Raw genomic sequence first — 20,419 nt, 5'->3', positions numbered from 1 at the left:
ATGCATTGCCATACATTCATTGTTTTTCCCACTAACTTTGGTAAAAAATTTAATGTAACCGTGCCATCAATGCGGGTTGCAATATTGTGCAGTAATTTTGTTTTGTGATTGTCCGCCGCAATAAATAAGGAGTACGGCTTAATTGGAAAAAATTCCGCAGAGGGAACTGGTATTGAAAAGCAAAAATTCCGATGACATTTTTGAGTAGCTAAAAACCACTCCACTCTATTTAAGAAGAATTTGCAGTCATTTTGTGTACTAAAAATACAGAAAAATGAGAGCAATTCACAACTGATGCAGAAATATTGCAAATTCTATTGTTATTATGTTTTATCCATTTCTTTAAAATCGTATATTTGATTAACCAACAAATCCTCCGCCCATGTGCTACTACGTCGATTCCCAAATCACCAAAAAAGACCTTAAAAAAATGTACAACGTGGGGTATGAGGGAAAGGATTTTGAAGCCAAAGATTTTTTAAATGGGTACAGTCATCCTTGGGTGGCCGTGATTTTAGATGAAAATCCTGCCGTGGCAACTGCCGCGAACTGGGGTTTACTTCCGGCGTGGGCAAAAGACCGCTCTTTACAGAAGCTGACCTTAAACGGCAAAATAGAAACCATTGCTGAGAAACCTTCCTTTAGAAACAATGTGCAAAAACGCTGTCTCGTGCTCGTGAAAGGTTTTTATGAATGGAAATGGCTGGATGGGAAAGGCAAAGTAAAACAGAAACATTTTCTCGCTTTACCCGACACCAATATCATGGCGTTGGGCGGCATCTACGGAAACTGGACCGACCAAGAAAGTGGGGAAGAACTCACCACCTTTTCTATCGTCACCACCGAAGCCAATGCGTTGATGACCGAAATTCACAATACCAAACACCGAATGCCCATCGTATTGACCAAAGCCATGGAAAAAGAATGGCTCACCGACCGCATTATTCAAGATTTTGCCTTCCCCAATCACGAGGCAGATCTCGTGGCCATCAATCTGGATCAAGCCCAGGAAATGACCACCTTGTTTTAGATGCGCACGCCAACAAAAGCAGGATTCCGCACCCCAAAACCCGAAAAATAGGCGTTACTTTGCGCCCTTCATTTGCTCTGTTTTTCCCCAACAAACGCTTTATCATGCTCACGAAATATTTAATCCTCACTTTTACGCTGATCACCTTTCTCGCCTTTGGGCTGGATAAATGGCTTGCCAAAAAAGGAAAACGACGGATTGCAGAAAATGTGCTGTTGGTGCTCACCTTTTTAGGTGGGACTTTTGGAGCGGTTTTGGGCATGGTTTTTTTTAAACACAAGACGGCAAAAAAAAGTTTCTTCCTGAAGTTCTGCTTCGTGGTCCTGGTTCAAATCGTGCTGATCTATCTGATGAAAGAACATCTTGCCGCCATGCATTAGCAAAGCTCGCCGATCATCATTCGTGAACTTTTCCGCCAAAAGCTCGCCCTATTCATTCCTTTCTCACCCAAAAAGGACGAGGGTTTCGGCTTGATCTTTTGAAGAAGGTGCAGGAAGATTTTCATGCGACGCTCCGTTAGAACCGCGAAGCGCTGCGCTCCACCCCAACTTGGGCTAAAAAAATACCCGATGGCGCTTACCGTGGTGCTTTTGGCATTGTCGAAGAAAGCGCTTGCAACGCAGGTGAATCCACCATCCAGCACCACGACAAAAGCAAAACATGCAGTGTAACCTTCACAAGTAGTACCACCCACAACTGATCCGTTGAGCAAAGTCACACCCATTTTTTCTGAATCCATTCCCAAAGTCTGCACCGTGGGAGAAGGGAGCAATCAAACACCTGCGTTGGTGGCTTGGTTGAAAGCGCCCTGATTTCCCCTCCACCAAACCGAAAGCTGAACGGCTCGAAAGTCGCTTTGAATGCACTTTCACTGTCAATCCTCATCTTTTCATCAATGGTGAAATTGCAGAAATAGGGTAGAAACTTTGAGCAGAAGAGCCGCGCATTGCTCAAACAAAAAATCACCTCAATCCTCCTGTTTGATGGAATTGAGGTGCTTTTTGAGCGTCTTAAAAACGGCGTTGAAGCTTGCGGAATTTTGAACCCGACTCGAAGCGGTCATTCCGCTTTTTGAATTTTATCGCGAATGAGCAGGAAGACAATCGTACCGAAGATTGTATTTACACCAAGATTCGGTGCCGTTGTTCAAGTCCGGAAGAACGGTCGGAAGTTTCGCTGTGGTGCTTTAATAGACAATGCCATTGATATTGGCCAACGTTTTCGTGTAATCTGCGAGCAATTTGGTGATCTTGCTTTCGTCCTGTTCGCGGTACTTCGTGGCATCAAGTTTCAGGAGCGCCTCTCTCGATTGGTTGATGCTGATCAGCAGTTCCTGCGTCTTCGCTAAAGACTGTTTCTTCTGCTGTTCGAAGGTTGTTTCTTGTTTGCTTTTCTGGGTAGCAAGCATATTTTTGAAATCGACCGTAATGGCTGCATCCATCGCATTGACGGTTTCCACAAATTGTTGTCGGCGGGCTGCATAAGGCGAAGTGCGCTCGATGATGAGGTTCATCGCAGAAATGCTGCCCTCTATATTGGTCATGAGTCCTCGGTAGGCTTCTTTTCCCGCAAGGTAGGTTCGCTCTTTCTGCAGGTTGGTCAGGTACGTTTTGATGCGGGGATTGATCTCCTGAAAGAGTTGGGCTTTTCCTTGCCAATCGGTTTTGGGGATGGCGTCGTTTTTCTGGATAAACCTGTTGATTTCTGTGGTGGATTCGGTGAGCATTTTGGTCAATCGCACCGTCGTTTCATTCACTTCTTTCGAAAGGGAAGTCACTTGATCGGTCAGCTTTTTGGCGTAGGCATCGTCTGTGGCTTTTTCCGTGAGTGCAGCTTTTGCGGCGGCTTCTTTTTGCAGCACCTCTTTTAATTTGTCGGTGGCAGCAGAATGGTATTTGTCGCCCACAACGGCCTGGTTCAGGATGAACTGATAATCTGCTTTGGCCGAATCCAACTGTTTCATCGCGGTATAAAGTTGTCCGCGGTACACGTACGCTTCGAGAATTTTTGGATCGTCTTTAATGAGAAAACTCAGGTCAGCCAAGGATTTCTCCGGTTGGTTTAATTTGAAATAGGCTTTGGAGCGCAGGATAAGCGCAGGTTTTAAGTTCGGCTGTATTGCCAAAGCTTGGTTGAGGCTTTCTACGCCTTCCTGCGTTTTTCCGAGCGCCATTTTTGCAGTTCCTAAAGTGATCAATCCATGCGTGCTTTTGGGATTGAGAAGCATTACTTGCGTGGCATCGGCGATGGCTTTTTCGTTCTGACCCGCCTTTGCGTAAAAATTGGCGCGGTAGGTCAGTAAGATCTCGTTATTGGGATTGGCTTCTAAAAAAGTGGTGAGTTCATCAAGAGCCGGAAGGTAATTGTTTTTCGCAATTTCTGCTTTGGCATGGTCGCTGAAATTCTGCGCAGTCAGCTGCTGATTGGCAAAACCGAGGCAGAGAAAGGAGAGGAGGAGTGTGATTTTTTTCATGGGAATACGGGACTTTTATTTTCTTCAAATATAAAGGGGCGAGTCCAATTGCGGCTACCCAATTCGGGGTATTTATTTCTTCTTTGCATTTAATTTGCTCGATAGAGGCGCATAAAAACAGCTTCTTTCTCCATTGTTCCTCTTGGATCATCCATTAAAGACAAGAAGATATCAGAAACATTCACGGAGATAGGCTTTAAAAGCATTACTCCAATCCTTCTTCTTGAAGCCCAATGTTTTGAAAAGCGGCGGAGCATTCATCATTAAGACCTAGAAAACTGCCGAAAGTAATCTTCTGAACTTTACCACTAGTTTTCAAACCAAGTGCAGGTACAACCGGGAAAATTCCGGGAAAATCTAAAGCCTGGTCAACAAGAATTTCGAAGGTAAATCCTGCACACCCTCGAATGTACTGCACAGGTTGGTAAAAGTTTACAAGGTGGAAAATCCTTTCGCGATGCCTTTGAATACTCGTTGAAACAATGCTTACGGCGAACGCATTACAGATCAATCTTTCTTAAATGCAGATCATCCCTTAAGGAAAATTGCGGATGATGCAGCGCAAAACTGCGGTTTAAATTCAGAGTCTTCTCTGAACGCTTCCTGAAGTTTAGAAATCCGTACCAAAGCGGTCTGGATTTTTTTATGCATAACCCAATCAAAATCTTTATCTTTGCGACCTGTTAATTGAATGGGTTTAAAAGCGTTTTTAAACCTTTAGTTGTAAACTTTGAACTCAAGATATGAAATGTGGAATCGTAGGTCTACCCAACGTAGGTAAATCAACTCTTTTTAATTGTTTAAGCAATGCCAAAGCGCAATCAGCTAATTATCCTTTCTGTACCATTGAACCCAATATCGGAACAGTTTCTGTACCCGATGAGCGTTTGTTTGAACTGGAAAAATTAGTAAAACCGGAAAGAGTTTTACCAGCAGTGGTAGAAATTGTAGACATCGCCGGTTTGGTAAAAGGAGCAAGCAAAGGGGAAGGTTTAGGAAATAAATTTCTGGCAAACATCAGAGAATGTGAAGCGATTATTCACGTTTTAAGATGTTTCGAAGACGGAAATATCGTGCATGTAGAAGGAACTGTAGATCCGCTTCGTGATAAAGAAATTATCGATATCGAACTGCAATTGAAGGACATTGAGACCTTGGCAAAAGCAGTAGAGAAAGCGAAAAAATTCATCAAATCCGGTAAAAAGGATGATGTGATGACGTACGAAACGCTTCTTAATCTTCAGAAATTTGTAGAAGAAGGTCAAAATGCAAGAGAATTTCCGTTGGATGATTTTTCTACACCGATTATTTCTGAGGTACACTTATTGACCAATAAGCCAGTGCTTTATGTTTGTAATGTCGATGAAAATTCGATTAAAAACGGCAACGAATGGATTGGCAAAATCGAAGAAATGGCGAAAAAAGAAAATGCTGAAGTCGTAGTTCTTGCCGCACAGATCGAAGCAGATATCAACGAATTAGATACGTTCGAAGAAAGAGAAATGTTCCTGGATGAATTGGGTCTTACGGAACCTGGCGTGAACAGACTCATCAGAAAAGCGTATGATTTACTTCATTTGCAAACGTATTTTACCGCAGGTGTAAAAGAAGTTCGTGCATGGACCATCGGAAAAGGATGGACTGCACCACAAGCTGCAGGAGTCATTCATACCGATTTCGAAAAAGGATTTATCCGCGCAGAAGTTATCAAGTATGAAGACTTCATTAAATTTGGATCAGAAGCCAAAGTAAAAGAAGCCGGAAAAATGGGCGTAGAAGGAAAAGAATATATTGTGCAGGATGGCGACATGATGAATTTTAGATTCAATGTGTAAGCATTCGACACAGTTGTAGAAGATAGAAAGTTTAGTGTTTGTTCGCTAAACTTTTTTTCTTTTCATATCTTGCAGGTATCAATTATAAAATAAAAATAATGATTAAAAAATTACTTTTGGCATCCACATTAGGACTCGGAGTCTTCAATAATGCGCAAACGGTTGTCTTTACAGAAAACTTTGAACCCAGTACTGCTGCACTTTGGCAAAATATGGACCGCGACGGCGACACGGAAAAATGGGAGTTTCTCGATGCACAGCTCAATGAAGTTGATTCTTTTCAAGGGTATTTTGCTACGTCATTTTCGTGGTATTTGGAAGCGTTTTCGCCTGATAACGCCTTGATCAGTCCGAAAATTACTTTGCCTGCAACGGGAACGCTGCAATTGAGTTTCAAAGTAGCGGCAGGTGATGAAGAGCTTTTTGATGAACATTATGCCGTTTATATCATTCCACAAAATGCAACTTTTACGGGTGCTGAAACGCCAGTTTTTGAAGAAACTTTGGATGGAGGCTATCTTGCAGCCGCAAAAGTGGTGAATATCGACGTGTCGTCTTACAAAGGTCAGGACGTGAAATTGGTTTTCAGACATTACAACTGTACTGATATTTTTTACGTTGGTATTGATGATGTGACCATTACGCAAAGCACTTTAGCGGTGTCGGATTCACAGAAAAATCAGATCAAGATTTATCCCAATCCAAGTTCTGATTGGATTACCATTGAAAACGTGGAAGACCTTAAAACAGTCAGAATTTTTGATAGGTCCGGAAAGTTGGTGAAGCAAACCCAAGCCAAAGAAATCAACATTCAAAACTTTGCTAAAGGGCAATATATCATGAATGTATATACCGGAAATGAGATCGTTTCCCGAAAATTCATCAAGAAATAAATCATTCAAAAGTATAGCGAGCGGACTTCGGTTCGCTTTTTTTTGGTTAAAAAATAGAATTTACGCTTTTAAATATCCTCTTTTTTTTGTAAATTGGGATCAAATTATTTTATGAAAAACATCCAAGTTGCAATCATTGTAGGGAGCCTAAGGAAAGAATCTTTCAACAGAAAAATCGCTGCTGAAATGATTCGTCTTCAGCCGGCAAATCTTGATTTAAAGATTGTAGAAATTAAAGACCTTACCTTTTTTAGCGAAGATATAGAAAATGATCCGCCACCATCTTGGACGGATTTTAAGAATGAAGTTGCTGCAGCAGACGCGGTCTTATTTGTTTCGCCGGAATACAACAGAACCATCCCCGGAGTTTTAAAAAATGCCATGGAAATTGGAGCAAGACCCCCCAAACAAAATTCCTGGAAGGGAAAACCAGGTGCTGTTGTCACCGTTTCTCCGGGTGCAATCGGTGGTTTGGGAGCAAACCAAACGATCAGAAATGCGGCCGTTTCTTTGAATATTCCACTCATGCCACAACCGGAAGCTTACCTCGGTCAAATCAAAGATAAATTGCTGGAAGACGGTAAAACAGTCAACGAAAAAACAGAGAAATTTTTGGTTGATTTCTTAGCCGCTTTTGAAAAATGGATTGACCAAAATAAACAGAACTCCTAGGAATGAAGGGTAAAAAATTTTAGTTGCAGGCAATGCGATAAAACTTTCCCCAAAAATTTTAAAAATCAGTTTCCTTTCACTATTTTTGTGAGTTTCTGAATTTAAAGCACTTTCAAAATAAATATGAGCGAAAACGAGACCGTTAATTATTCCGAAGATAATATCAGAACCCTGGATTGGCAGGAACATATTCGGCTGCGTCCGGGAATGTATATTGGCAAGTTAGGCGACGGTTCTTCTGCCGACGACGGAATTTATATTTTGCTCAAAGAAATCATCGATAATTCTATTGATGAATTTGTGATGAAATCCGGAAAAAGAATCGAGATCAAAATCGATGACGGAAAAGCGGTTGTACGCGATTTTGGTCGTGGTATTCCTCTGGGAAAGGTGGTCGATGCCGTTTCTAAAATGAATACAGGGGGAAAATATGATTCCAAAGCTTTTAAAAAATCGGTAGGTTTAAATGGAGTAGGAACCAAAGCAGTCAACGCACTTTCGGAGTTTTTCAAGGTGAAATCCATTCGCGATGGCAAAATGAAAATCGCGGAATTTTCTAAAGGAATCATCACCGAAGATTTCACCGAAGCAGCGTCAACCGACCGAAACGGAACCGAAATCACCTTCATTCCCGACAGCAGTATTTTTACCCATTTTAAGTTTCGAAAAGAGTACATCGAAAAGATGTTGAAAAATTACTGTTACCTGAATCCGGGTTTAAAAATAGTATTCAACGGCGAAACCTACTTTTCAGAAAATGGACTGAAAGATTTACTGAATGAAGAGATTGAAGGCGAAATTATCTATCCCATCGTTCATTTGAAAGATGATGATATCGAAGTCGCCATCACGCATTCGGATAAGTCGCAATCGGAAACCTACTTTTCCTTTGTGAACGGACAAAACACTACACAAGGTGGAACGCACCTCAATGCTTTCCGTGAAGCGTATGTAAAAACAATTCGGGAATATTTCAATAAAAATTTTGAAGCTGCAGACATTCGTAAGTCGATTATTGCCGCAGTTGCCATCAAAGTGATTGAACCGGTCTTCGAATCACAGACGAAGACCAAACTGGGATCCAACGAAATAGAGCCAGGAAAAGAAACGGTAAGGTCTTTTATTACCAACTTTTTAAAAAATAAACTCGATAACTTTCTGCACCAAAATCAAGAAATTGCAGAAGCGATTCACCGGAAGATCATTATTTCCGAAAGAGAAAGAAAAGAACTTTCGGGCATTCAGAAATTAGCACGCGAAAGAGCCAAAAAGGTTTCTCTACATAACAAAAAACTGCGCGATTGCAGACAACATTACAACGATCAAAAAGCTTTGAGAAAAGCCGAAACCATGCTTTTCATTACTGAAGGTGATTCCGCATCGGGGTCGATTACCAAATCCCGTGATGTAGAAACGCAGTCTGTATTTTCATTAAAAGGAAAACCCCTCAACTGTTATGGTTTGACCAAACGTGTGGTGTATGAAAACGAGGAATTTAATTATTTGCAAGCTGCTTTAAATATAGAAGATTCACTGGAAGATTTGCGCTACAATCACGTCATCATCGCCACTGATGCTGATGTTGACGGAATGCACATCCGCCTTTTGATGATTACTTTTTTCCTTCAGTTTTTCCCGGATTTGATTAAGAACGGACATCTTTACATCCTGCAAACGCCGCTGTTTAGAGTTCGCAATAAAAAGGAAACCCGATATTGCTACACGCAGGCTGAACGAATTAAAGCTTTGAATGAACTGGGGAAAAATCCGGAGATTACGCGATTTAAAGGATTGGGAGAGATCTCTCCTGATGAGTTTAAACATTTTATAGGAAAAGACATTCGATTAGAACCTGTTGTTTTAGGAAAAGACCAAACCATCGAACAGATTCTCGAATTTTATATGGGTAAAAATACACCGGATCGACAAGCTTTTATCTTAGAAAATCTGGTCGTTGAAGATCCTGATATTGATAAAAAAGAGCCGCTCAATGAAGAGGAGGTGGTATAGAATTGAAGTTAAATCTAAATGATGAAAGATGAGATTAAATAACCGCAATAAAATTGGTTTTTTTAATTTTTTAAGTACGTTACTCGTCATGATTTCCCTGTTTGGTATTGTGGGATTTTTGCTGGAACGTTTTCAATATAATTATTTGGGCTTCAGCTCGATCCTTTTCCTGTTGATTCCACTAGTGTTCATCACTATTTTTTACCTTCGAGGGCGACAGATTTTTGAATACGACAGTGACGGTGAAGCTTTAAACTTTAAGAATAGAAATGTATTGCCTTATTTAAGCACGCCTATAAGTGACGAGTTCCCGAAATATAAACTGCAAAATTATGAAATCCTCAATGGTTTTATTTTTAAACGGTTGTACATCAATATTGCAAGCAAAAAGAACCACACCATTACGCTGAGATATGATATTTCTTACCTGAGCAGAAAAGAATTAAATGACCTTAAATTTTCCTTAAGCAAAGTGATTAAAAATAATAAAGAGAGAGAAAACAGTTGATGGAAGAACAAGAAAATCACCACGAAGAATCACTTAAAAAAGTTTCCGGTCTTTACAAAGATTGGTTTTTAGATTACGCGTCTTACGTAATTCTGGATCGTGCAATTCCCTCTATTTTTGATGGATTCAAGCCGGTTCAACGTAGAATTATGCATTCCATGCGGGAACTAGAAGATGGTCGCTACAACAAAGTTGCCAATATCGTCGGGAATACTATGAAATATCATCCGCACGGTGATGCCTCGATTACCGATGCAATGGTGCAGATCGGACAGAAAGAATTACTGATCGATACGCAGGGAAACTGGGGAAATATTTATACAGGCGATTCTGCTGCTGCAGCAAGATATATTGAAGCACGATTGACTCCTTTCGCATTGGAAGTGGTGTTTAATCCCAAAACGACGGATTGGTCCAAATCCTACGATGGTAGAAATAATGAGCCAATCGATCTTCCAGTGAAGTTCCCACTGCTTCTCGCTTCAGGGGTAGAAGGAATCGGTGTAGGATTGTCAACGAAGATTATGCCTCATAATTTTAATGAGCTTATCAATGCTTCTATTGCGCATCTGAAAGGTAAAAAGTTTGAATTGTTCCCGGACTTTTTAACCGGGGGGATGCTCGATGTTTCCAGTTATCATGATGGGGAACGTGGCGGAAGAATCCGTGCAAGAGCCAGAATTATTCAAAAGGACAAAAATACCCTTTGCATCACTGAACTTCCTTTCGGAAAAAATACAAGTGATTTAATTGATTCAATTATTAAAGCCAACGATAAAGGAAAAATTAAAATCAAGAAAATAGAAGACAATACCTCGGATCAGGTAGAAATCAATATTTTTTTGAATAATGACGTTTCTCCCGACAAAACCATCGATGCTTTATACGCGTTCACTGATTGTGAGATTCCCATCTCTCCAAATGCTTGTGTCATCGTAGGTGATAAACCAGAGTTTTTAACGGTTTCAGAAATCCTGCGCAGAAATACCGATCATACGGTTTCTCTCTTGAAAAAAGAGCTGGAAATTGAACTGCACGAATTGCAGGAAAACTGGCATTTTTCTTCACTTGAAAGGATATTTATCGAAAACCGAATTTACCACGATATTGAAGAGGTTAAATCTTGGGAAGACGTCATTAAGACCATCGATGAAGGTTTAAAACCGCATACCAAACATTTACTGAGAGCAGTAACAGAAGAAGATATTTTGCGGTTAACGGAAATTCGCATCAAAAGAATCTCGCGTTTTGATCTCGATAAATTCAAAGAGAATATTGTAGCTCTCGAAGGTAAAATAGAACAGGTGAAATACCACTTGCAACACCTTATTCCTTATGCGATTGATTATTTTACCAATATTCAGAAAAAATATGGCAAAGGAAAGGAGCGTAAAACAGAATTAAGAATTTTTGATACCATCGATGCGACAAAAGTTGCGGTGGCAAACGAAAAATTCTACGCGAATTTTGAAGAAGGATTTATCGGAACTTCACTGAAAAAAGATCAATATCTTTTCGATTGTTCCGACATCGATGATATCATCACCTTCCAAAAAGATGGCACCATGAAGGTGGTAAAAGTAGAGCCGAAAACATTTATCGGCAAGAATATCGTACATGTTGCAGTGTGGAAAAAGAACGATAAACGCACCGTGTACAATATGATTTACAGAGAGGGAAGAGACGGTCCGTTTTACATGAAAAGGTTCTCCGTGACAGGTGTTACCAGAAATAATGATTATAAATTAGCTTCCGACCAAAAAGGTTCAGAAATGCTTTACTTTTCTGCAAATCCTAATGGAGAAGCTGAATCTGTTACCGTCTTGCTAAAACCCAACGCAAGAATCCGGAAAAACAAAATTGAACTCGATTTCTCCGAATTAGGCATTAAAGGCCGTGATTCTAAAGGGAATTTGGTTACGAAATATGCCGTAAAAAAAGTAGATCTCAAAGAAGAAGGTCATTCCACTTTAGCACCAAGGAAAATTTGGTTTGATGATACTGTTCGCAGGTTAAATGCCGATGCAAGAGGAACTTTACTCGGCAGTTTCAAAGGCGATGATAAAATTTTGACCATCAATTCGCAGGGAGAAGCGAAACTGATTACTTTTGAATTGAGCAACCGTTTCGATGACGACTACCTAATTCTTGAAAAATGGAAACCCGAACAACCGATTACCGCCATTTATTTTGATGGTGAAAAACAGATTTATTTTATCAAAAGATTTTTGCTGGAAAATACGACGAATGTTCAGCAATTTATGCTTTCAGACCATCCGAAATCTTTTATAGAAAATGTCATTGTTGCGAATAACACAACTTTAGAAATAGTATTTGCAAAAGATAAAGACAAACAGAAAGATCCGGAAATGGTGAGTACCGATGAATTTATAGGAATCAAGGGGATTAAAGCCATCGGAAATCAGTTGACGAAAAGTAAAGTGAAAACCATTAACATCATCCTTCCAGAGCCTGTAGAAGAACCCAATGAAGGTTTCGAGGCGGAAGATTCTCCTGAACGTCAAAGTGATTTGACCGATGCAGAAGCGACCGATGCTGATTTCCCTGAAGAAGGCACGATTGGTGATCTGTTTGAATTTCCAGAGGAATAATTTCTGCGATACAATAACTAAAAAGACGCTTTTGAACAAGCGTCTTTTTTTATGCAATGATGGGATTGGTTGTTTTAATGATGCTGCAATTTCTTCAATGGTTTTTGCAAGCAACCAGATTCTTTTTCATGAGGATCTTTTCACCTGTCGAAATCGGATCTTCTCTTCAATTTTTAACAAACCATTATATCTGACTCCTGATTCTCTCCATGAGCATTGTGATGATTCTTCGGTTAAATTCTTTGGGATCCACATTGTACTGTTCAAGTTCCTCCAGAGTGAACATTCCTACTGTGATACCGATGAAGATATTTTTTAGCGCGACATCTTTTTGAAGACTTTGTTCAATATAGATGCTTTTTTGCTCTTTTCGCAGTGTACTGAAATCTGTTTTTTTTCGATCGATATACGCTTTAAATAAGGCAAGATATAAGTCATTTTGTAATTTTAAAATAGGGCGTAATGTTTGGTTTTGAAACGATTCTATCGAGGTACTCATTTCTAAAACAGGTATTTCTAAAGAAGGTCTTAAGGCTAATTTGTTTGGCATTTTATCGGAATTTTTGCATTATGTTTCAACAAAAATAGCCTTTATTTTCCCAAATCAGCAGTAAAGATGCAGTTTAAAACGAGTGGGAAATTGCGCAGCTAAATCACCAACTCACCAGAAGATCCCTACAAAATTTTCTTACATTTGAAATATGAAAATTCTGCATACCGCCGATTGGCATTTGGGTAAAAAGTTAGACCGTTTTTCCAGACTGGAAGAACAAATAGAGGTTTTGGAAGAAATCATCGGAATTGCAGACGAAAAAGCGGTTGATTTGGTATTAATCGCGGGAGATTTGTTTGATAATTTTAATCCGAGTGTCGAAGCCATTGAACTGTTTTATAAGACCTTAAAACGCTTAACTGCACATGGAAAACGACCCGTAATCGCCATTTCAGGAAATCATGATTCTCCTTATCTGGTCGATTCTCCGAATTCGCTTGCTCGCGAATGTGGAATTATTTTAATCGGTCATCCCAACACGAAAGTTCAACCCATGAATCTGGAACATTTTAAAATTACCGCTTCCTCGGAAGGTTTTTTTGAACTTCAGCTAAAAAATCAAAACTTTCCAGTCCGGATTGTTCACACTCCTTACGCCAGTGAAATTCGATTGAAAGAATATTTTGGCGAAAATAAAGAGGCGGAACTCAATCGTGTTTTGGCCGAAAACTGGGCAAAAAATGCCGATGATTTCTGCGACGAAAAAGGCGTGAATCTCTTGATGGCACATTTGTACATGAACAAAAAAGGAGCACCTTCCTTAGAAGAACCGGAAGGTGAAAAACCCCTCAAAATGGGAAATGCCGATTTAATTTTTTCCGAAAGCATTCCGACCCAGATTCAATATACTGCTTTAGGACATTTACATGCCTTCAATAATATTGGGACAGCGGAAAAACCGGTCGTTTATTCCTCCTCACCTTTGTGTTATAGTTTTAGTGAAGCGGGACAAACCAAATATTTATCCATGATTGAAGCGGAACCTAATCAGCCGGTTTCTTTTCAAAAAATTCCGTTAACAAAAGGGAAAAAGCTCTTTCGGAAAACTTTTGATTCCGTAGATCAAACGGTGGCGTGGCTTTCCGCGCATCCCGGCTCTTTGGTAGAAATTACGTTAGAAAGTGAAACCTTTTTAAAAGCCGAAGAAAGAAAGCAAATTTACAATGCTCACGATGGAATTGTTCATCTTATTCCAAAAGTTAAAAATCAGGAATTTACCGAAAATAATTTGCGAGAAATCAACTTAGGTCAGGAGATTCTGCCTTTATTTCAAGATTATTTTAAATCTAAAAACAGCGGTCAGGAAGCCAACGAAGATCTGATCAAACTTTTCCAGGAAATTTCAAATTCATAATTCATGATTCCACTTCAACTAACCCTCGAAGGTTTGTATTCTTACCAAAAACGCCAAACGATTGATTTTCAAACGCTGACTGAAGCCGGACTTTTCGGAATTTTCGGACAAGTTGGATCCGGAAAATCTTCTATTTTGGAGGCGATCTCTTTTGCGCTTTACGGGGAAACAGAACGGTTGCACAGTCGCGATAATCGAGCGTACAACATGATGAATCTGAAATCTAATCGGTCATATATTGAGTTCGATTTTATCAATTTTGAAAACAAAAAATTTCGAGCCACGCGGGAATTTAAAAGAAATTCTAAAAATTTTGAAGACGTAAAAGCTTCTGCCGTTTTATACGAATGGAAAAATGATACTTGGGTAACTTTGGAAACCACAAAAGCCGACGAAATTATTGGGTTAACTTATGCCAATTTCAAGCGCACAATCATCATTCCTCAAGGTCAGTTTAAAGAGTTTTTAGAACTCGGTGCGAAAGATAGAACTGTGATGATGAAGGAGATTTTTGGTCTCGAAAGATTTGACCTTCAATATAAAATAGCAGATTTAAGCAATGAAAACAAGTCTAAAACTGGTTTTCTGGAAGGTCAGTTGCAAGGTTATGAAGAAATCAATGAAGATTATATTTCTAGGCAGAAGGAAATTGTAAAGCAACAAACGGAAATCTATAATTCCATCACACTGGAATTTAAAGATTTGGAAAAAAAATATCTGAAGCAAACCACTTTAAAGACAGATTTTGAACTTTTGGGACACAAAACCGAACTGCTAAAAAAACTGGAAATTCAGAAAATTGAAGTCGACGTTTTAGAAAAAAAGACCGAAAAATACGATCAGGTTTTCAAAGTTTTCAATCCATTGCTTTCTGAAAAGTTGAAGCTTGAAAAATTGCAGGCAGGACAAGCTGAAGATCAAACGCAGCAAAAGAAAATTTTAGAAAAAATTGAAAGTGAATTTACTCGGGTTAAAAAGGATTTAGAAACGATTTCACCTCAATTTAAAGCTTTAGAAGAAAATAAAATTCAAGAGCATGATTTGAATTTGATCGTGCAGATGTTGGCTTTTTCCGAAGAAATAAAAAAGGTAAAGGATCGTACAAAAAATGGAGGCGAAAAAGTAAATGAAGTCATTAATGAACAGGTTTTGCTTGAAGAAAAAATTGCACTTTTTACTAAAAATTCTGATGATTTAAAGGCAAAAAGAATCGATGCTGATGTTTTGTTGAATGTGGGAAAGTGGTTTTCTACGAATCAATATTTGAAGGAGTCTTTTTTGAATCAATCTCAAAAAGTGATCGATTGTAAGGCAAATATTCAGCAGATTTCTGAGGAATTAAAAGTTTTAAAAATCAATGAAAAAACCTATTTGGAAGATTTCAAAAGTAAAATGGAGCTTCTCGAAAACCAGAAAAAAAATCTAAACGATCAGAGAAATCATCTCGAAGTTCAGCAAAAGCTCGCGCATTTTTCCACGGAACTTCACGACGGCGAATCTTGTCCATTATGTGGCGCTTTAGAACATCCGAATATCGTAGAATTTACCGATGTGAAAGCGGAAATTGAAAACGTTGAAAGCCAACTTCGAGATTTAGAAGTGGAACAAAAAGCACATCACAATGAATCTTCGGCAATCGAAAAAATGCTGGAACGGAAAAAGATTTTTGAAAATCAGTTAGTAGCTGAAGAAGAAGTCTGCGAGAAAATAAAATTGAACCAGAAAAATCATCTGAATGCTTTTGAATGGAAAGAATTTCATGCCGAAAATGAAGCTGAATTTGAACAAAAACGCAAGGAAGCCATTCACTTAGAAAAGCAAATTGAAGAGCTTAGTTTGAAAATTTCAGTGGAACAAAAAAACAGGCAGAATTCTCAACAAAATCTAGATAAATTCAAAAAAGCATTGCAGGATTTGCAACTTCAGGAAAACAAAGTCGAAACGCAGATTTCCAGCAATCAATCAAATTTGAAATTTCTGAACTGGAACGATTTCAAAGATGAAAATAGAGTCAAAATTGAAGAAAATCTAGCGCAGTTAAGAATCTCGAATCGCGAAACGGAAGAGAACTATCAACTTTTGACAAGAAAAGAAACGGAACTTTCTCCAAAATTAGCTGCGCAAAAAGCTATTGTTGATCAGCTTGAGAAAAGAATTTCTGAAATCGAAAATGAAATCTTGAGTCATCATTTGCTTTTGAATGAAGCTTTACTTTCCTTTCAATTTGATACCGTTTCTGATGTTCAAAAAATTCTGACAGAAGATATTAAAGTGCTTGAAAACCGGGAAAAAATTCACCATTTCAAAATGGAGTTTGGAATTTTAACAAACAGTATTTCTGAATTATCTTTGAAATTAAAAGATTTCACCTTCGACATCGAAGAGTTTGCGCGGTTGGAAAATGATTTTGAGACGAAGAAAGGAGAAACACAATCTGCTGGTGAAACACTTGCGAAACTCAAAGGAGAAATCGATCGTCTGGAAATAGAATTTAAGAAAAAAGAGGTTCTTTTAAAGGATTTGGACCAACTGAAAAAACGTGCAGAAAATCTGAAAGTCATGACTAATCTCTTTAAAGGAGCGGGTTTCGTGCAATATGCTTCTTCTATTTATTTGCGGCAACTGTGCGATCATGCCAATATTCGTTTTCACCGCATGACCAGAAATCAGCTTAGTTTGCAGCTCAATGAAAACAATGATTTCGAAATCGTAGATTATTTGAATGAAGGCCACAAACGCAGCGTAAAAACATTATCTGGCGGACAAGCTTTTCAGGTTTCCCTCAGTTTAGCTTTGGCATTGGCAGAAAGTGTGCAGTCTCATGCAATTGCAGAACGTAATTTTTTCTTTATTGATGAAGGTTTCGGAACCCAGGATCCAGAATCTGTTCAGGTGGTTTTCGAAACTTTGTTGAGTCTTCAAAAGGAGAACAGAATCGTCGGAATTATTTCTCATGTTGAAGAACTGAAAGAGAAAATGCCAGTTTCATTGAATATTACGAAAGATGATGAACGAGGAAGTTTAATTGAACTGGTGTAATATTTGAAAATATTTTCCATCAGATTTTCCCAAATACACCAATAAAAAGCTGCGAATTGTATGTTTCCGCAGCTTTTTTAAGGTTTTAATATTCAGAGTGTTAAGTCGAATGGTTACGCTAAATAGATGGTTTTTACCGTTCTGTAAAAGCTGTTGAACCACCGATCCAGATCGCATCTTTTTTATTGAAATCTACATTGACCATTGCCGCTTTTGTCATTCTAATCAGATGTTCCATTAATTTGGGCTTGTCTGAATCTTCATTCCAAATATAAAGCAAGCGGATTTCAGCTTTCGAAAATTCTCCATTAATGTCTTCAAATAAAGGTGCATATTCCACTTTTCGTTGTAAAATATAATTGGTTCGATCCTCAATTTTTTCAATATCTTTTGGAGTTGGAGTTAAATTAACGCCACTTCCGGCGAAAGAAAACAAAGGTTTCAAGACAAAATCTTCTAAGTTTTCATGCTTTGGAAAATCATTTAAAAAATAGCTTTTAGGGACAAATTCGTGCGTTAATTTGGGTAAAATAAATTTCGAAATTTTGAAAAACCAGTTCGGATGTGTAATCCATTTTACGTCTGCTTCTTCGCGGAAATCAAATTCAGTTTTTAAATCAGGTATTTTATTGATCTCATCGAAAATAACACGGTTGTAAATTCTTTTGATTTGAATTTTTCGACCGTCTTTTTCATAATACAATTTCCGACCTTCTTTTTTGACCTTTGTGAGACACACGATTTCTATTCCGAGTCTTTTTTTCGTAAGATAAAAATCGATATTTGTTTTTTGCGAATCGGGAAAAATTTCCATTAAAATAACATTCTCCGGATTTTCGTCGCCTACAATTAAATCTCTTAATTCTTGATAATATTGCTCGTCGCTTTTGGGTGTTTTCAAAGGTTTTAAAAAATCATATTCGCTGACAAAGGCGTTTTGTAATTCTTTTTGAAAACAATACAAAGTAGGGAAGGATTGTAATTCTATCAGTTCCGGTACGATTTCGCCTTTTTCATTTTGACAAATTCCAAAATCGATGGTGAAAAAATGAGGTTGCAGCGTGTCATTAGGAACTCTACAATCATCGGGAATTGCAAGATCTAATTCCTGTGGAGACATTTCCTTGATCTGTGAAATAATACTGTCGCACGCTCCGTGAAGCTTATCAATAAACTCGGTGGTTAAAAATATTGGACTTTCAGAAACGCGGAATTGCGGATAAATTCCCCCTTCTTCTTGTAAATGATCCAAAATATTTTGGTACTTCTTTGGTGAAAATTCTGCGTTAAACTGTTTTCTGTATTTCGGAATCATAATGTCTTTAATTTACTAAAAAGTTAATTTTAAATAATGCCTCATCATTAATGTAATTCTTTCTGAGGAAAATATACACCAAAGAAACTCGTACAAATTAATTCACCTGTTCAAAAAACGAAAAAATAGCCGATTAAAAAATTAAGCCATTTCAAATTTCAAAATCTGTTCTGAGGCAGATTGTAAAAAGCGGGGTAAAATTTGACGCTGGGTAAGAATAATTTTGTCTGGATCATCCATTCTATCTATGGTTTCCAAATATTTTTCAACGCCGAAATTTTCGATCATCGCCGTGCGATTTTTATCATTTTTTAAATTTTCAATCATTCCTTTCGGATCTGCTTCTGGGTGAAATTGTGTGCCGAAAATTTCTGCTGAAAAACGAATCGCCATCACCGCTCTTTCCAAATGAATGTGTGGTCGGACTTTCTCTAATGCCATAATTTTCATCCCCATTTTTTCCATCTTTTCCTCATCGGCTTCGATCAATTGATAAGCTCTGGAATCTACGGCGTAGAATGGGTTTGGTAAATTTTTGAGCAGAAAATCGTTTTCCCCTTCTTCAGTTTTATGAATTGGCATTACGCCAAAAGAGTAGGATTTTCTCTTGCAAATATTCCCGATATTCCAATGAATGCTTGCAATCTGAAAAGAATGACAGATTAGAAAAAGAAATTTTTTATCTTCCTGTCTTTGATTATGCTCCCAAATTCCGGTTAGAAATTCAGCGTATTTTTTTTCCCATTCGTAGCCTTCTTGATGTGGATTTCCGGGACCACCGGAGGAAATGAAAATGTCAAAATCTGCAATATTTGGAACTTCATTCTTGTATCTCACATCAAAAAGTTCGATAGTAACATCTTCATCCGCATTTTCTTTGAACGCCTGAGAAATTTCTTTAATATTTCGCATTCCCTGATTCGCATGGTTATTATTCATGTCGAGTAGGGCAACTTTAATTCCTTTCATTTAATAATATTTACGGTACAAAACTAGTGAATAAATTATTTATTCATAAGTAATTCCATACTCAGTTTCTGAAATCATATAATCTACAACCGATTTTAGATCTCCAGTTTGCTCATAGACCGCTAATTGTCGGTCTGCACCTGTTCCGTTTTTCATAATTTCCCAAGCGTATTCAACTTCTTTTCGGCAACCCAAATCATCTACAACATCATCGATAAAAGCCAAAAGTTCGTGGAGTAAATCTGAATAAGGAACGCTGGTTTCTTTTCCGAAATCTATAAGTTGAGCATGGATTCCGTCTTTCGAAGCGCGCCATTTATTTTCGTTCAGCAGCAGTCTGCGGTAACTTCTGAAGCTTAAATTCTGTTCGTGAAGTTTGTAAATTTTGGCCACCAAACATTGCATAATTGCTGCGATACAAACGGTTTCTTCTACTCGAAGTGGCATGTCGCAGATTCGAAATTCGATGGTTGGATAAAAAGGATGAACGCGTAAATCCCACCATATTTTTTTTGCATTATCAATGGTTCCTGTTTTAATCATTAAATTAATGTAGGCATCAAATTCTGCGACAGAACTGAAATAACTGGGAATTCCTGTTCGTGGAAATTTCGCAAATACTTCTTGGCGGTACGATTTAAATCCTGTTTTACTTCCTACCCAAAACGGAGAATTCGTAGAAAGTGCGTACAAATGCGGCAAAAAGTAGCGTACAACATTTTGGATTCTAATGCCTTCTTCCCGATTGGGAATACCGATATGAACGTGAAGTCCAAAAATGAGGTTGGACCGTGCAACATCTCCCAAGTCCTGCACAATTTTGTCGTACCGATCGGCTTTTGTGATGGGATTGTCTTGCCATCTTGAAAAAGGATGAGTTCCTCCGCCGGAAACGCGTAAATTATTTTCGTGCGCAACTTTGATGAGTCGTTTTCGAAGATCGGTCAGTTCGGCCTTTACTTCCTGAATATTGTTACAGATGCCCGTTTCCATTTCGATAACGGATTCGTGCATTTCATGTTTTAGATTTTCGAGTAAAGTTGCTTTTCCGCCTTCAATTATTTTGGAAACATGCGAGACTAAATCCCGCGTTTCTACATCAATAATTTGATACTCTTCTTCTACGCCTATGGTAAATTGATGCATGGTTTTGTGT

General features: G+C 38.4%; 17 protein-coding genes. 10 read left to right on the top strand and 7 right to left on the bottom strand.

Translation table 11 applies throughout. The annotated features are described in order from the left end of the window. Positions 1-382: 382 nt before the first annotated feature. Positions 383-1,030 (top strand): SOS response-associated peptidase, encoded by a 648-nt coding sequence (locus BW932_RS08415; protein ID WP_076387056.1) that lies wholly within the window; start codon positions 383-385, stop codon positions 1,028-1,030. A gap of 104 nt (positions 1,031-1,134) precedes the next feature. Beyond that, positions 1,135-1,410, top strand: a complete 276-nt coding sequence (locus tag BW932_RS08410) for a DUF1294 domain-containing protein (RefSeq protein WP_076387055.1) — start codon at positions 1,135-1,137, stop codon at positions 1,408-1,410. Here the strand turns inward: BW932_RS08410 and BW932_RS08405 are convergent. From BW932_RS08405 to BW932_RS08395, 3 genes are all read right to left on the bottom strand, one after another. Further along, on the bottom strand, positions 1,407-1,769 hold the full coding sequence (locus BW932_RS08405; RefSeq protein ID WP_143745531.1) for a hypothetical protein: 363 nt from the start codon (positions 1,767-1,769) through the stop codon (positions 1,407-1,409). The two genes, BW932_RS08410 and BW932_RS08405, sit on opposite strands and share 4 nt — an antisense overlap. Positions 1,770-2,216: 447 nt before the next feature. Beyond that, entirely contained in the window at positions 2,217-3,503 is a 1,287-nt protein-coding gene (locus BW932_RS08400) for a tetratricopeptide repeat protein (protein ID WP_076387053.1), read from the bottom strand. 205 nt (positions 3,504-3,708) lie between these two features. Next, a complete protein-coding gene (locus tag BW932_RS08395; protein ID WP_076387052.1) occupies positions 3,709-3,921 on the bottom strand; it encodes a hypothetical protein in 213 nt (70 codons plus the stop codon). A 325-nt stretch (positions 3,922-4,246) separates the two neighbouring features. Between BW932_RS08395 and ychF the strand changes: the two genes are divergently transcribed. From ychF to BW932_RS08365, 6 genes are all read left to right on the top strand, one after another. Beyond that, positions 4,247-5,338: a redox-regulated ATPase YchF gene (ychF, locus tag BW932_RS08390; protein ID WP_076387051.1), complete on the top strand. Its 1,092-nt coding sequence runs from the start codon at positions 4,247-4,249 to the stop codon at positions 5,336-5,338. Positions 5,339-5,436: 98 nt separating this feature from the next. Next, a complete protein-coding gene (locus tag BW932_RS08385; RefSeq protein ID WP_076387050.1) occupies positions 5,437-6,231 on the top strand; it encodes a T9SS-dependent choice-of-anchor J family protein in 795 nt (264 codons plus the stop codon). 111 nt (positions 6,232-6,342) lie between these two features. Beyond that, the gene (locus BW932_RS08380) at positions 6,343-6,903 is read left to right on the top strand and encodes an NADPH-dependent FMN reductase (protein ID WP_076387049.1); all 561 of its coding nucleotides are present in this window, start codon (positions 6,343-6,345) and stop codon (positions 6,901-6,903) included. A gap of 123 nt (positions 6,904-7,026) precedes the next feature. Then, positions 7,027-8,913, top strand: coding sequence for a DNA topoisomerase IV subunit B (locus BW932_RS08375; RefSeq protein ID WP_076387048.1), 1,887 nt, complete (start codon positions 7,027-7,029; stop codon positions 8,911-8,913). Positions 8,914-8,941: 28 nt separating this feature from the next. Further along, positions 8,942-9,421, top strand: coding sequence for a hypothetical protein (locus BW932_RS08370; RefSeq protein WP_076387047.1), 480 nt, complete (start codon positions 8,942-8,944; stop codon positions 9,419-9,421). Then, positions 9,421-12,033 carry a DNA gyrase/topoisomerase IV subunit A gene (locus BW932_RS08365; RefSeq protein ID WP_076387046.1) on the top strand — a complete coding sequence of 871 codons (2,613 nt, stop codon included), beginning with the start codon at positions 9,421-9,423 and terminating at the stop codon, positions 12,031-12,033. The genes BW932_RS08370 and BW932_RS08365 overlap by 1 nt, the downstream gene beginning before the upstream one ends. A gap of 184 nt (positions 12,034-12,217) precedes the next feature. Here BW932_RS08365 and BW932_RS08360 read toward each other — a convergent pair whose 3' ends face one another. After that, entirely contained in the window at positions 12,218-12,583 is a 366-nt protein-coding gene (locus BW932_RS08360) for a hypothetical protein (RefSeq protein WP_076387045.1), read from the bottom strand. 151 nt (positions 12,584-12,734) lie between these two features. Between BW932_RS08360 and BW932_RS08355 the strand changes: the two genes are divergently transcribed. Continuing rightward, on the top strand, positions 12,735-13,940 hold the full coding sequence (locus BW932_RS08355) for a metallophosphoesterase family protein (protein ID WP_076387044.1): 1,206 nt from the start codon (positions 12,735-12,737) through the stop codon (positions 13,938-13,940). A 3-nt stretch (positions 13,941-13,943) separates the two neighbouring features. Beyond that, on the top strand, positions 13,944-16,979 hold the full coding sequence (locus BW932_RS08350) for an AAA family ATPase (RefSeq protein WP_076387043.1): 3,036 nt from the start codon (positions 13,944-13,946) through the stop codon (positions 16,977-16,979). Between the two features lie 133 nt (positions 16,980-17,112). On the opposite strand, the gene BW932_RS08345 is transcribed toward BW932_RS08350, so the two are convergent. The 3 genes from BW932_RS08345 to BW932_RS08335 all read right to left on the bottom strand — a co-directional run bounded on the left by BW932_RS08345 (position 17,113) and on the right by BW932_RS08335 (position 20,409). After that, positions 17,113-18,294, bottom strand: coding sequence for a hypothetical protein (locus BW932_RS08345; protein ID WP_076387042.1), 1,182 nt, complete (start codon positions 18,292-18,294; stop codon positions 17,113-17,115). 141 nt (positions 18,295-18,435) lie between these two features. Continuing rightward, positions 18,436-19,263: a type 1 glutamine amidotransferase gene (locus tag BW932_RS08340; protein WP_076387041.1), complete on the bottom strand. Its 828-nt coding sequence runs from the start codon at positions 19,261-19,263 to the stop codon at positions 18,436-18,438. 39 nt (positions 19,264-19,302) lie between these two features. Next, on the bottom strand, positions 19,303-20,409 hold the full coding sequence (locus BW932_RS08335; RefSeq protein WP_076387165.1) for a carboxylate-amine ligase: 1,107 nt from the start codon (positions 20,407-20,409) through the stop codon (positions 19,303-19,305). Positions 20,410-20,419: the final 10 nt, after the last annotated feature.

Source organism: Kaistella chaponensis (assembly GCF_900156725.1).
GTDB classification, from domain to species: Bacteria; Bacteroidota; Bacteroidia; order Flavobacteriales; family Weeksellaceae; genus Kaistella; species Kaistella chaponensis.
Note: the sequence above shows the minus strand (reverse complement) of the source record. Positions and strands in the feature narration are given on the sequence as shown.

Coding starts and splice junctions, on each gene's coding strand:
- BW932_RS08400 (WP_076387053.1), bottom strand. CDS start 3,503: ATGAAAAAAATCACACTCCTCCTCTCCTTTCTCTGCCTCGGTTTTGCC.
- BW932_RS08415 (WP_076387056.1), top strand. CDS start 383: ATGTGCTACTACGTCGATTCCCAAATCACCAAAAAAGACCTTAAAAAA.
- ychF (WP_076387051.1), top strand. CDS start 4,247: ATGAAATGTGGAATCGTAGGTCTACCCAACGTAGGTAAATCAACTCTT.
- BW932_RS08375 (WP_076387048.1), top strand. CDS start 7,027: ATGAGCGAAAACGAGACCGTTAATTATTCCGAAGATAATATCAGAACC.
- BW932_RS08365 (WP_076387046.1), top strand. CDS start 9,421: ATGGAAGAACAAGAAAATCACCACGAAGAATCACTTAAAAAAGTTTCC.
- BW932_RS08335 (WP_076387165.1), bottom strand. CDS start 20,409: ATGCATCAATTTACCATAGGCGTAGAAGAAGAGTATCAAATTATTGAT.
- BW932_RS08385 (WP_076387050.1), top strand. CDS start 5,437: ATGATTAAAAAATTACTTTTGGCATCCACATTAGGACTCGGAGTCTTC.
- BW932_RS08410 (WP_076387055.1), top strand. CDS start 1,135: ATGCTCACGAAATATTTAATCCTCACTTTTACGCTGATCACCTTTCTC.
- BW932_RS08380 (WP_076387049.1), top strand. CDS start 6,343: ATGAAAAACATCCAAGTTGCAATCATTGTAGGGAGCCTAAGGAAAGAA.
- BW932_RS08345 (WP_076387042.1), bottom strand. CDS start 18,294: ATGATTCCGAAATACAGAAAACAGTTTAACGCAGAATTTTCACCAAAG.
- BW932_RS08340 (WP_076387041.1), bottom strand. CDS start 19,263: ATGAAAGGAATTAAAGTTGCCCTACTCGACATGAATAATAACCATGCG.
- BW932_RS08370 (WP_076387047.1), top strand. CDS start 8,942: ATGAGATTAAATAACCGCAATAAAATTGGTTTTTTTAATTTTTTAAGT.
- BW932_RS08350 (WP_076387043.1), top strand. CDS start 13,944: ATGATTCCACTTCAACTAACCCTCGAAGGTTTGTATTCTTACCAAAAA.
- BW932_RS08360 (WP_076387045.1), bottom strand. CDS start 12,583: ATGCCAAACAAATTAGCCTTAAGACCTTCTTTAGAAATACCTGTTTTA.
- BW932_RS08355 (WP_076387044.1), top strand. CDS start 12,735: ATGAAAATTCTGCATACCGCCGATTGGCATTTGGGTAAAAAGTTAGAC.
- BW932_RS08405 (WP_143745531.1), bottom strand. CDS start 1,769: ATGGATTCAGAAAAAATGGGTGTGACTTTGCTCAACGGATCAGTTGTG.